A 12,047-nucleotide genomic window follows, 5' to 3' on the forward strand; every position below is an offset into this window, starting at 1 on the left:
TGCGGATTGCGTATCTATGAATGAGGAAGGAGGAGGTCAGTGATTTGTCCACATTGTGGTTCGCATATTTCTGATGATGTATTGCGTTGTCCTGCTTGTCATGGTGATTTGGGCATGACTACGCGGCTTCCTCGTCTTGAGCAAAGGTGGTGTGCCAATTGTGGTGCGCTAGTTCCTCTCGGTGCTGATAGGTGTCCTGCTTGTGGCACCTTTGTGCCGGTCAATCTTCATTCGCAAAACAATATATCTACAGCTACCAAAGAGATTTTAAAAAAAGCTGAGGAAGAGCGGAAAGCCCGTGAGGCAAAGAGTTTGGAGGAAGGGGAGACCCATGCAATGCCGCGCATTGAGAGTGCGGTTCCTGCAAATCCTGAGGCTTACGACCCGTTAAATAAACATGATAATTTCCCTCGCGCACGCGTAGCCTTGGTAGCAGCCCTTGCATCGTTGCTTGTGGTGGGTGGTACGGTACTCTATATCACTCATCCTTGGAATGCTGAGGCTTTTGCCACCAAAGCAAAGATACCTGCGGATATGTCTATGGCGGGATTTCCTGGCAAAAAAAATGCATTGAGTCAAGATAGGGCATCTGGCTCTGATGCAGAAAAAACAGTGCTTTCTGCTGATGAACTCACGTATCAAAAGCTCATGGGAGTCTACAAGCAGTACAACAGCTATGAAGAGGAGCTTGAAAAAAGCGAAAGCCTGCTGAAAGAAAAGGGCACGATGGGCAGTTTTGACGAACGTAAAGCCGGTCACGATAGCCAAGAGGAACTTGCCATTCGTCTGGATAATACCCTTAAGTCCTTAGACGAGATTGATATCACAACGGGCACCTATGCTCAGGATGTATCTAACTTTAAAACTTTAGGTTCGTGGTTGCGTAACTGGTCTGACGATCTTCGTACCTGTTGGAAGAAGTCTGCCGAACTTGACAATGCCGAAGGAAAAGAAGATGAAATCTTTGCTGCAATTAATGAGCATGCCGACTCAAGTGGCAAGAATACCTTCCGCTCACACTTTGATTCGAATTATTCTGCCTGGAAGCCAACAAAACCTACTCAGTAAATCTGGGTTTATGGTTTATTCTTAACTATAACTTAGCGTCTGCCGAATATGTGAAACGCGGCTTGCGCTGGTAAACTCGTACAGATATGTTAATGCTGCTGGCAACATGCCGTAGTGAGAGGTGAGCAGACACATGGGTTTCTTCTCTGATCCGCTCTATGAGCCTGAATATAAGGTCGTAGGCGATGAGATTGCCACGATCGATACTAATAAGGGCATCATTTGTGTGCGTCTTGATGGTGTAGGGGCGCCTATTCATGTCGCAAACTTTTGCGAATTGGCTTCGGCTGGTTTTTATGATGGCCTAAAGTTCCACCGCTATGTTCCTGGTTTTGTTATCCAAGGCGGATGTCCTCATACACGTGATATGTCCGCCGCTGATGTTGCGGCAGGCAAGGTTGGCCCCGATGGAATGCCTGGTACGGGTGGTCCTGGCTATCGTATCAAACAGGAATTTACGACCAATCCTCGCAATTCCCATGATGATGGCGCTCTTGCTATGGCGCGTTCTCAGTCGCCTGATTCAGCAGGTTCTCAATTCTATTTCTGCCTAGGTGCTCAGCATGGGCTAGACTCTGGTTATACAGTCTTTGGCCAGACAATTGAGGGTCTTGAAATTGAGCAGTCTTTGCGTGCAGGCGATATCATTAATTCAATTCGTATTAAGCATGCGTAAGCCTCAGTACATGCCTAAGCGTGGTTGGCTGAACTAGGCTCAAGAATGATAGGAGCGTCCCAGAGTGAATACACAAGCGTTTGCAGCGGGCAATGAAGCATACAAACAGGCAAACTTCGGTGTTGCAGTAGAGCTGTTTGTTCAGGCAAAAGGCCCTGGTGAGGTGTCTGGTCAGATTGACCACCTTCTTGGTAACTGCTACATGCGCCTTGGCCGCTATGACGAGGCTGCAGTTTCTTATGCTGATGCTCTTCGTGACTCCACCTATGGTCATGCGGGCGCACTTGCCTGCAATCGCGGCCGCGCCTTGCTTGCTGCTGGTCGTCCGCAGGAGGCTATTGCCTCTTTGACAATGGCGACTAAAGATGGCAGCTATGCCACTCCTTATAAGGCTTATTTGGCTTTGGGTGACGCCTATTTACAGGTGGGTGATGCGCGCGATGGTGGTGTTGCTTATCGCAATGCTGCAATTGATGAGTCCAACCCCAAGCCTTCCGTGGCTTTGACCAAGCTAGGCTCTTGCTTTATGAAGTTAGGTCGTGCAGCAGATGCTATCGAGGCATATCGTACTGCCCTTGATTTTGCGACTGGCGAAGATAATCAAAATAAGATTTATGCCTCTATGGGCCTTGCCTATGTAGCGGCAAATCGTATGTCCGAGGCCGCCGATGCCTTTGGCCGTGCTACCACGGATGGTCACTATCAGCTGACACCCGAGGAGCGCATCTCTGCAGATGCCGCGCAGCGTGCATTACATGCCCAGACAGGTGATGGTCCTTCCGAGACAGATGCGCTTCTAGCCGCTGCGGGATATGGCTCTCAAAGCGTAAGCGCAGGTGTTGATCCTCTTGATCCATTGGGCAAGTCTGGTGAATTTATTCCTTCGCCTGAGGATACGGGATTCTTTTCTCTTGATGAAGAAGAAGTTGTCAAGCAGGATAAGAAGATTCGTCGCAAGCACAAGCATAGTGGCCTTAAAGCCTTTTTTATTTTCTTCTTTATTTTGGTACTTCTTTTGGGTGCAGCCGCCTTTGCGTATTGGAAAGGCTATGGCTGGCCTATGCAGGCTGATGTCACTACCAGCCTTTTTGAGAAGGCAAATGAAGGTGCTGACTACTCAAGTCTTGTGTCTCCCAAGCTGACCGACGATGCTCGCAAACAGCTTGACCAAAATCTTCCTGCGGGGGTGAAGTCGGTTACAGCGGTAACTCAAGAACAGTCCATGAGTACTTCTAAAGTGCTTGTTGATGTCAAACTGCAAGATGGTGGTTCACTGGCATATACTGCAACCCTTGTTCGTGAAGGCATTGGTTGGAAGGTTGCCAAGATAGAGTTGCAATCTCCTTCAACTGGCGGTAGTGATGCCAAACTTGAGACTGAGACTTCACCGTCTGATACGGCGGATAAGACTGATGCCAATACAGCTCAGCCTGCCGATAATGCTACGACCCAGAGCAATCCTACGGCCGACACTCAAAATACTTCCGAGCAAAACAACGATCAACAAAGTACTGATTCAAACACCCAGACGTCCCAGAACTAGCAGGTAGAAGGCAGGGAAGATGTCGATTCTCGATACACTCTTCGGAGAGTATAGCGGCGATCTTGCAATTGACCTTGGAACAGCAAATACTTTGGTTGCTGTTCGCGGTCAAGGTATCGTAATTAATGAGCCCTCCGTTGTCGCTATCGATAAAAGTGAAGATAGAGTACTGGCCGTCGGTGCCGATGCAAAGCGCATGATTGGCCGTACTCCAGGTTCTATTATTGCTGAGCGCCCACTCAAAGACGGCGTTATTGCTGACTTTGATGTAACTGAAGTTATGCTTCGGTATTTCATCGAGAAAGCTCGCGGCTCTCAATCTAGGCAGTACCCTTGGTCACCCCGTCCCCGTGTTGTCGTCTGTGTGCCTTCTGGTGTCACTTCTGTCGAGAAGCGTGCTGTTTTTGAGGCTACTATCCAGGCTGGTGCTCGCCAGGCCTATTTAATTGAAGAGCCTATGGCTGCAGCAATTGGTGCTGATTTACCTATTGAAGATCCCACAGGATCCATGGTTGTCGATATTGGTGGCGGCACCACTGAGGTTGCTGTTATTGCTATGGGTGGTATCGTTGTGTCCCAGTCGATTCGTACTGCTGGTGATGAGTTTGACCAGGTTATTCTTGAGCATGTGCGTGATGCATATAATCTTTCGATTGGTGAGCGCACAGCAGAAGACATCAAGATTAAGGTTGGCTCTGCTGCACCCTTGGCAGAGGAATTAGATGTTGAGGTCAATGGCCGTGATGTTATGAGCGGTCTTCCAAAGGCTGTGCGCATCGAAAGCGAGGAAATTCGCCGCGCTCTTGATAAGCCCTTGGATGATGTTACCAAGGCAGTTAAGGATGCCTTGGATATAACTCCGCCTGACCTTGCAAGCGACCTGATGTATTACGGAATCCTTCTGACTGGTGGCGGTGGTTTGCTGCGCGGTCTTGATCAGCGTCTGCGTGATGAGACCGGTGTGCCTGTCAATGTGAGTCCCACTGCACTCGAAAACGTCGTTAACGGCTGTGCCAAGGTCCTTGAGGCCAATGCATTGACGGGTGGCTTCGTACAGAGTGCGGGTCAGTAGGAGGCTATAACATGCCTCGTCATTCACTCGGCGGACTTGGTACGCCTGCTCAGCTGCGTAAGCGCAGTGTTAATAATGGTTTGCGAGTTGCAGTCGTGTGCGTTGTGCTTTCCGTCGTATTTTTTACTTTGGGGAGCCGCGAAGCAGGAAAAGGTCCTCTCAATAGTATCCGTGGTGGTTTTCAGGTGGTTATGACCCCTGTAAAGACACTAGGTTCTGCCGTTACAGCACCTTTTCAGGGTTTGGGAAATATCTTTGCCAACCTTACTTCGAGTCAGGAGACGCTCTCTGAGCTTAAGACTCGCAACGAAAAGTTGACCGCTCGTAACGCTGAGCTTGAAGAAGCTCAGCAAACGGCAAAGCGTTTGCAGAAGCTTTTGGACTTGCAGGACTCCTACAATCTCAAGTCTACGGCAGCGCGCATTATTGCGGGTTCTACTGACTCATGGAGCTCAACGGTTACCATTGATAAGGGTACTCTTGCGGGTCTTGCAGTGGGCATGCCTGTTACCGATGCTGCAGGTATTATTGGTCAGACTATTGCCTGCGGTCCTACGTCTTCAACGGTGCGCCTGCTGACGGATGAAGGCTCTAGTGTGGCCGCAATGCTTCAAGGTACGCGTGTCCAGGGTATGCTTAATGGTTCTGCCGATGGCACACTGCATCTCACTTTGATTGGTACTGACCAAAAAGTTGAAGTAGGAGATATGGTAGTTACCAGTGGACTGGGTGGTGTTTTTCCCAAGGGGCTACCTCTGGGGCGTGTGTATAACGTCAATCGTACAACAGGAGCGCTCTATCTCGATATCCAAGTTTCCACTCTTTCTTCTACGGAGAATTTTGAAGAAGTATTGGTAGTTACCTCGCTTACCGAAGGGCAGGAAGCTACTGAAGAAGAAATTGCAGCTGCTGACAAGCAAGACTCAAAGCAAGTAAAGGGTGCTAACAGCAGTGCCAAGAGCGGCAGCTCTGCTTTGGGTAGTAGCAGTTCTGATGGTTCTGATAACTCATCTTCGGGAGAGGAGTAGGCGGCCATGCAAATACGTGACAAAAATAAAAATCGCCGCTCCTTTGGTGTTTTGGCGCTGATTTGCATTGTACTTCAGCTAGCCTTAGCTCCCAATATTGGTATCGGAAATGGACGCGCAAATATCGCTATGGTATTTGCTGGAATTGTCTCTTTGTCTGTTGGTGGCGGAGCTGGTGTGCTTTCTAGTTTTGCTGCTGGCGTGTTTTATGATCTGTCTACTACAGGACCTTTTGGTTTGATGGCTTTCTTGCTTACCGTGATGAGTTATGTCTTGGGATCTGAAGAACGCAATAGGCTTTCTGATGAACCTACTGAAAGTATTACTGCTTTTGCAGCCAGTTCGCTGGTAGCTCACTTGGTTTATCACTTAACCATGCTCTTTGTGGGTTCATCCAAGTCTTTTGTTGATGCCGTCGTGTTGAGAACGCTACCGACTTTTTTGCTGACGCTGATAGTTTTTGCTCTATTTGTTCATTTCTTACATTTGGGGTCTGGTAATTCTGCCATGAAGACAGCACGCAAAGCTGGACTGGCAGGTAAGCGCCGTGGCGGTAGTCATTACGATCTAGGAAAGCTGTAGGCTGAGCTATGAGTATGACCACGGTCATTGTAGTCATCTGTCTACTCATTGCTCTTGCCCTTATTGTCATTTTCTTGATATTTGGGCGAGGGGAATCACGTTTTACTTTTGATATCGGTGGGGCTGCGCCTCGAGCGACGGGCGGCGCTGGTAACTCATCAGATACAGGTTTTCGCGAGCGTTTGGCTGGACTCGGTATTTTTTCAGGTACAGTAATTGCCGTACTTTGGGTCAAACTCTGGTCTATGCAGCTTCTCTCTACCACTACGTATAGTCGGCAGGCTGAATCCAATCGCACTCGCACTATTTCGACGTTAGCTCCGCGTGGACGTATTTTGGATCGCAACGGCAATGAGTTGGTTACCAATAGATCTTCTTTGACGGTGACTGCCTCATCGGTGGTTGCCGATGATCAACTGGAGTGTCAGCTTCTGGGCAACCTTATCGGTATGCCTTGGCATGCAGTGCGTCGCAAAATCCAAGATACAAGCGATGGTGCACAGAGCATGCGTACCGTTGCTTCTGATGTTTCTCGTCATACTGTGGCCTATATTGAGGAACGCCCCTATCTTTTTCACGATGTTACCGTTGAACAGCGTACGGTGCGTCTTTATCCCCATGGTAGCCTTGCTGCTCATGTTGTGGGCTATACCGGCACCATATCTGCCGAGCAACTCAAGAATGCCAAGGATAAAAGAACTGGCGGTAATGCCGACTATCAGTCAGGAGATACGGTAGGTCAGGCTGGCGTTGAGTATCAGTATGAAAATGTTTTGCAGGGTATTCGTGGCGAAAAGACGGTATATGTTAACGCAGATGGAAAGGTGCTTGATCACGTAAGTACCGTTGAACCTCAGCCTGGCTCTGATGTGATGCTGACGCTGGATATCGATGTCCAAAAAGCCGCTGAAGAGTCTTTGCAAAAGATTATAAAAAAGCTTTCAAAGCCAAAAAACGAAGATCGTATCGCAGGCTGTGTCGTCTGTATGGATGTCACTAACGGTGAAATTATTGCTATGGCAAGTGAACCAACTTTTTCACCCAATATTTTTGTTGGTGGTATCTCTGCTTCCGACTGGGAAGAACTTGGTAAGGAAGAAAGTGACAATCCTCTACTCAATCGTGCCGTAACTGGTCAGTATCCTTCTGCTTCCACAATTAAACCACTCTCTGCTTTGGCAGCCTTAGACAATCAGCTTGCAACTCAAAGTTCTACCTATAATTGCACAGGATATTGGACTGGTTTTGGTAAAGAGTATGGTCAGTACTGCTGGAACCATGAAGGTCATGGCCTTATGTCTATTGAGACAGGCATAGTCTTTTCCTGTGACGTTGTTTTTTATGAGATTGGTAAGGCAATCTTTTATTCCAAGACTCCCGAAGCTTTGCAGGATAAATATCGCTCTTGGGGTTTAGGCAAAAAGACAGATATTGACTTGCCCAGCGAATCTGTGGGGCGCGTACCTGATGCAAAATGGAAGTGGAATTACTTCAGTTCGGCAGATGATACTGCTCGTAGCTGGCAGGGCGGCGACAATACCAACCTTGCTATAGGCCAAGGTGACTTGTTGGTGACACCGCTGCAGATGACTTGCGTTTATGCCGGCCTTGCTAACGGTGGATACTGGTTTACTCCACATGTACTTAAAAGCGTTATGTCTCGTGAGGGCTCTGGATCAGTTATCGATTACAAGGCAAAAGATCCTAAAAAGGTCAAAGAAAATGATGCATATATTGATTTGATACATAAGGCGCTTATAGGCGTGGTCTATGATGAATCTGAGGCTCAGGCATCTCATTTCACCAATATGACCGTGCGTGTTGCTGGCAAAACTGGTACTGCAGAGTCTGGCCATGACCAGCCTCATGGTTGGTTTATTTCCTATGTTCCTGCAGATAAACCCAAGTATGTTGTTGCATCATGCTTGGAATATGCCGGTTTTGGTAGCGTTTCGGCTCTTCCTGTTGTTCGTGACGTACTTGGTGCTATCTATGGTCAACCCGATACATCTGAGCAAGAAGTAGGGGGGGATAGATAACATGGCAGAAACAGCTTCTTTTTTTGAGCATCTTCGCTCGCTTTTTGACAAACAGAGCATCGCATCTACAAAAAAAGGCCGCCTTGCAGGACCTTTGAGTAGTTTTTATCTAGGCGGACTTGTACCTGTACTACTGCTCGTATGCTATGGCACCGTAATCATTTGGTCTGCTTCACGTACTATCGTTGATGTCTCTTTTCCTCGACATCTGCTCGGTATCATGATGGGTTTTGCTGTAGCGCTTGCCATCTGGCGCAGTGACTATCGTGTGATGCAATCATCTTCGATTGTACTTTTTGTTATCATCGTTGGTCTGATTGTATTACCCAATGTTCCTGGTTTTGGCATTTCTGCCAAAGGTATGACGGGCTGGGTCAAAATACCTTTGGTAGGCTTGCGTTTCCAACCTTCGGAAATCGTCAAAATACTTACCATCTTTTTGATGGCAGGTCTTGGTGCAGAATACAATGGCAAGATTGATACCCTGCGGGACTATGTCAAGATTTGCGGTATCCTTGCTGCTATTTTTGCCATTTTGATTATTCAAGACCTCGGCACGGGTCTCATTGTTTTTGTTGTAGGTGCCTCCATTATCATCATGTCTGGTGCCAAGAGGAGCTGGGTTCTCATTACTATTGGTTTGGTAGTCGCTGTTGCTGCTTTGGTTGTTGGTCTCTCATTGGCTGACAATGTTCCGCACGCTCTCAAACTGCTTAAGGATTATCAGCTCAAACGCTTGCTTGTCTTTGTGGATCCTTCGGTAGATCCTGCTGGCGATGGTTATAACCTGCTACAGGCAAAAATTGCAGTTGGCTCTGGTGGACTATTGGGTAAAGGTATTGGTAATGCGAGTCAGGCTTGGTCGGGTTTTTTGCCTGAGGCACATACTGACTTTGTTTTTGCTCTTTTGGCTGAAGAGTTTGGTTTTATGGGGGCAACTTTGCTTTTAGCTCTCTTTGCTTGGGCAATATTTTCTACGATTTGGCTTGCTCGTCGTTTTGAATCGCCGTATGCAAAATTGTTGCTTGCGGGTATTGCAACAATGTGGACGTTTCAGCTCTTGCAAAATGTGGGTATGTGTATTGGGATTATGCCTATTACTGGCATTCCCTTGCCGTTTATTAGTTTTGGTTCATCTTCGATGGTCGTACAACTGTCGGCTGCAGGTATTATTCAATCCATTTGGCACCATCGTCCCAAAGCTGCGTAGGCAAATACATAGGATGCATCATTCATTACAATGCCTGTTTTTCTTGACATTACAATGGAAAAGAAAAACGGTGTAGAGGAGAAACTGGCATGGCAAAGAAAGCTTTTTCGCTATCGAGCGTGTTTGAGCTTTTAAGTGAGAGCAAAAGTTCTGATGAGCAACGTTGTGCTCCTACACATACTTTGGTAATAATCGATATGTCTGCTGCTCGTGAGTTGATACTTGAACTCAAACGACTGCTTTGTGCCGAACAGCCAAGTGCTGAGTTAAGTATCAAAGAGCTCGAATATGGTGTGAGCACAACGCTTGTGCCTGACCTTGCTATTTTTGTTGTGGGCAATCAGCTTACTCTTGTTGCCAAAGAAGCAAAGCATTTCGCAGAATCTGGAGTTTCTTGTGCCTTGATTGCGGAAAGTAGTCTAGATTTACCTTCTTTTGACAATTTGGACGAAAGCTTCAAAGACTTACTGACACCCATTGCCGTTTCTAATACTGCAGAGCTTGCAAAACCGTTAGCTCAGTGGATGGTAGAGGCTAGCGATAAAGCAGTGGCCTTTGCTGCGTCTTATAGTTTTTGTAGACAGACACTCATTGATTCGCTGGTGCTGCTGTGTGCTGCTCAAAATGCTGCGGTTGGTGCTATTGATATTATCCACGGCTCAGATTTTCCCATCATGACAGTCAACCAACTCAAATTAGCCTTGAGCATTGCTGCTGCATCTGGCCGCTCTTTATCGCCTTCTTTTTTGATAGATACCGCTTTGGTTTTGGCTTGTGGGCTCAGCTGGCGCCAGTTTGCTCGTATGCTGAGCAATATTTTGCCTATGGGCAATTGGTTGGGGAGAGGAGCCATGGGATTTGCAGGTACCCTGGCAACAGCTCAGCTTTTGAAAGCTCAAAATGATGGAAGCCTTGTTCGTGATGCAGCTAAGCTTAAAGACAGGTTGCTTAGACAATGCGTTGCAGTCAAAGAGGCTCAGCAGAGCCATACTGTTGTCAAGCGTATAGCGCCTGTACTATCCAGCGATGCTGCCGCTGCACGTACAACTGGCTATATAAGCTATCGCTAAGTCCGACGTCAAATCGCAGTATCGCGGAGTATATAGTCTATATTTGGTGTTAGTCTTGTGGATGCGATAAAGAGCTTGCTCCAATTGGCTAAGCTGTATATCCTAACTAGAGGCGTCCGCTGTGTCTCTGACGGTTTTTCCGTTGACGATGCAGGTCGACGCCTGTATTATGGATAGCTGTTGCACTATTCCAGCATCGAAGGGTTCTCACATGTACGCAATCGTTACGACTGGTGGCAAGCAGTATAAGGTTGCCGAGGGCGACGTCATTGACGTTGAAAAGCTCAGCGCGCAGCCTGGCGACAAGGTCAACCTCGACGTCCTGATGCTTGCTGACGACACAAAGACCGTTGTCGCTCCCGCTGAGCTCGAGGGTAAAAAGGTTGTCGCTGAAGTGGTCGATCAGCACAAGGGCAAGAAGGTTATTGTCTTCAAGCTTCACAAGCGCAAGCGTTATCGCCGCACCAAGGGTCACAGGCAGCAGCTTACGCGCCTGCAGATTACTTCCATTCCCGCGTAGGCTCGCGCTATTCCCATTAGTTTTTCGAGTAAGGCAGGTAGTACTATGGCACATAAAAAGGGCCAAGCATCTTCGCGCAACGGTCGCGATTCCAACGCTCAGCGTCTTGGTACCAAGATTTTTGGTGGTCAGACAATTAAGACCGGTCAGGTTATTGTTCGTCAGCGTGGCACACACATTACTCCTGGTACAGGTGTTGGTCGTGGCAAGGATGACACGCTTTTTGCACTGCAGGATGGCACCGTGCAGTTTGTGAGGGGTGCCAAGCACGTCGTTAACGTGGTGCCTGCTGAGTAGAGTGTAGGTTGCATAATCAAACCCCATCGCTAGTGCGGTGGGGTTTTGTCTTTGTGTTTGATTGTCTTGCTTGAACACTTTGTTTCAATTCATAAACGTATGTGAAATGAGACTCAATCTAAGCGTGCTCTTTGATATAGTCCCACTAACACGAAATCGAGTGAAGAAGGGAGTTTGACCATGATGACTCAGATAAGCACTTCTAAGGGCATGAACTGGTGGTGGCGTAGCTGGTCTTCTTTTGGTCGACTCTAGGTCGCTTGCTGCCACATGACTTGTGCAGACGACTTCCGGGTTGACCGGGAGCCGTTTTTTTGTGTCGTTCAATCTACATTGACTATCAAAGCTCATGTTAGGAGAAACTCTCATGGAAAATTCGAAGCATACTGGCGCTGAAGTCCGTACCATCAAAAGTACTCAGGCACAGTCAGGCAAGCTTGATGTTGGTTCTTTGGTTCTCGTCGCTATTCTTCTTGCTGCAGGTTTTATTCTCAATGCAACAGTGGGTAACATGCTCGCTATTACAGGTATCAAGCCTGAGTTTTGTATTGCTGCATATTGCTTGGCTATCCTGCTGCTTAAGCCGACCCTGCCTCAAGCCATAATCTTTGGTATTCTCGCGGCTACCGTCATTCAAATCACTACTTCTATTCCTGGCGTTGAATACGTTGCGGATATTCCTGGCGCAGTTGTAGCTTTTTTGCTCGTTAATAAATTTACCGATGACAAGACACCTGTATATCTTCCTTTTGTTGTGGGTTTTGTTACTACTTTGGTTTCTGGTCTGATTTTTGCTTCTATTGCAATGGTCATCGTACTTAAGGGTGCGCTTGCTTCCATGCTGCCCCTATTAATTGTTGTGTTAAGTACTGCGGTGGGCAATGCCTTGGTAGTAGGTGGTCTTTACCCTGCTTTGCGTAAGGTTGTCTCTCGTTAAGTTGT

Annotated in this window: 12 protein-coding genes; all 12 read left to right on the forward strand. The window is 47.5% G+C overall.

From position 1 onward, the window contains the following. The first annotated feature begins 39 nt into the window (after window positions 1-39). The 12 genes from Q0X25_RS00465 to Q0X25_RS00520 all read left to right on the forward strand — a co-directional run bounded on the left by Q0X25_RS00465 (window position 40) and on the right by Q0X25_RS00520 (window position 12,042). On the forward strand, window positions 40-1,068 hold the full coding sequence (locus Q0X25_RS00465; protein WP_298578275.1) for a zinc ribbon domain-containing protein: 1,029 nt from the start codon (window positions 40-42) through the stop codon (window positions 1,066-1,068). Between the two features lie 133 nt (window positions 1,069-1,201). Next, window positions 1,202-1,744, forward strand: a complete 543-nt coding sequence (locus Q0X25_RS00470) for a peptidylprolyl isomerase (protein WP_298578277.1) — start codon at window positions 1,202-1,204, stop codon at window positions 1,742-1,744. Between the two features lie 64 nt (window positions 1,745-1,808). Further along, entirely contained in the window at window positions 1,809-3,287 is a 1,479-nt protein-coding gene (locus Q0X25_RS00475; RefSeq protein ID WP_298578279.1) for a tetratricopeptide repeat protein, read from the forward strand. Between the two features lie 19 nt (window positions 3,288-3,306). Next, complete coding sequence (locus Q0X25_RS00480; protein ID WP_021625356.1) at window positions 3,307-4,359, forward strand: rod shape-determining protein; 1,053 nt, start codon at window positions 3,307-3,309, stop codon at window positions 4,357-4,359. Window positions 4,360-4,370: 11 nt separating this feature from the next. Then, window positions 4,371-5,387: a rod shape-determining protein MreC gene (mreC, locus tag Q0X25_RS00485; RefSeq protein ID WP_298578285.1), complete on the forward strand. Its 1,017-nt coding sequence runs from the start codon at window positions 4,371-4,373 to the stop codon at window positions 5,385-5,387. Between the two features lie 6 nt (window positions 5,388-5,393). Further along, entirely contained in the window at window positions 5,394-5,969 is a 576-nt protein-coding gene (gene mreD, locus Q0X25_RS00490) for a rod shape-determining protein MreD (protein ID WP_298578287.1), read from the forward strand. Between the two features lie 8 nt (window positions 5,970-5,977). Continuing rightward, window positions 5,978-8,008, forward strand: a complete 2,031-nt coding sequence (mrdA, locus tag Q0X25_RS00495; RefSeq protein WP_298578289.1) for a penicillin-binding protein 2 — start codon at window positions 5,978-5,980, stop codon at window positions 8,006-8,008. Window position 8,009: 1 nt separating this feature from the next. Further along, window positions 8,010-9,218 (forward strand): FtsW/RodA/SpoVE family cell cycle protein, encoded by a 1,209-nt coding sequence (locus Q0X25_RS00500; RefSeq protein ID WP_298578292.1) that lies wholly within the window; start codon window positions 8,010-8,012, stop codon window positions 9,216-9,218. 89 nt (window positions 9,219-9,307) lie between these two features. Continuing rightward, window positions 9,308-10,288 carry a hypothetical protein gene (locus tag Q0X25_RS00505; protein ID WP_298578294.1) on the forward strand — a complete coding sequence of 327 codons (981 nt, stop codon included), beginning with the start codon at window positions 9,308-9,310 and terminating at the stop codon, window positions 10,286-10,288. Window positions 10,289-10,499: 211 nt separating this feature from the next. After that, window positions 10,500-10,808: a 50S ribosomal protein L21 gene (gene rplU, locus Q0X25_RS00510; RefSeq protein ID WP_298578297.1), complete on the forward strand. Its 309-nt coding sequence runs from the start codon at window positions 10,500-10,502 to the stop codon at window positions 10,806-10,808. A gap of 45 nt (window positions 10,809-10,853) precedes the next feature. Further along, on the forward strand, window positions 10,854-11,105 hold the full coding sequence (rpmA, locus tag Q0X25_RS00515; protein ID WP_021735304.1) for a 50S ribosomal protein L27: 252 nt from the start codon (window positions 10,854-10,856) through the stop codon (window positions 11,103-11,105). 367 nt (window positions 11,106-11,472) lie between these two features. Then, the gene (locus tag Q0X25_RS00520; protein WP_298578301.1) at window positions 11,473-12,042 is read left to right on the forward strand and encodes a tryptophan transporter; all 570 of its coding nucleotides are present in this window, start codon (window positions 11,473-11,475) and stop codon (window positions 12,040-12,042) included. Window positions 12,043-12,047 lie beyond the last annotated feature (5 nt).

The sequence above is a fragment of the uncultured Olegusella sp. genome (genome assembly GCF_947253395.1).
In the GTDB taxonomy this organism is placed as follows: domain Bacteria; phylum Actinomycetota; class Coriobacteriia; order Coriobacteriales; family Atopobiaceae; genus Olegusella.

Excerpts from the sequence above, each read along its gene's own strand:
- Q0X25_RS00470 (WP_298578277.1), top strand. The coding sequence starts at position 1,202 with ATGGGTTTCTTCTCTGATCCGCTCTATGAGCCTGAATATAAGGTCGTA.
- Q0X25_RS00480 (WP_021625356.1), top strand. The coding sequence starts at position 3,307 with ATGTCGATTCTCGATACACTCTTCGGAGAGTATAGCGGCGATCTTGCA.
- mreC (WP_298578285.1), top strand. The coding sequence starts at position 4,371 with ATGCCTCGTCATTCACTCGGCGGACTTGGTACGCCTGCTCAGCTGCGT.
- mreD (WP_298578287.1), top strand. The coding sequence starts at position 5,394 with ATGCAAATACGTGACAAAAATAAAAATCGCCGCTCCTTTGGTGTTTTG.
- mrdA (WP_298578289.1), top strand. The coding sequence starts at position 5,978 with ATGAGTATGACCACGGTCATTGTAGTCATCTGTCTACTCATTGCTCTT.
- Q0X25_RS00500 (WP_298578292.1), top strand. The coding sequence starts at position 8,010 with ATGGCAGAAACAGCTTCTTTTTTTGAGCATCTTCGCTCGCTTTTTGAC.
- Q0X25_RS00505 (WP_298578294.1), top strand. The coding sequence starts at position 9,308 with ATGGCAAAGAAAGCTTTTTCGCTATCGAGCGTGTTTGAGCTTTTAAGT.
- rplU (WP_298578297.1), top strand. The coding sequence starts at position 10,500 with ATGTACGCAATCGTTACGACTGGTGGCAAGCAGTATAAGGTTGCCGAG.
- rpmA (WP_021735304.1), top strand. The coding sequence starts at position 10,854 with ATGGCACATAAAAAGGGCCAAGCATCTTCGCGCAACGGTCGCGATTCC.
- Q0X25_RS00520 (WP_298578301.1), top strand. The coding sequence starts at position 11,473 with ATGGAAAATTCGAAGCATACTGGCGCTGAAGTCCGTACCATCAAAAGT.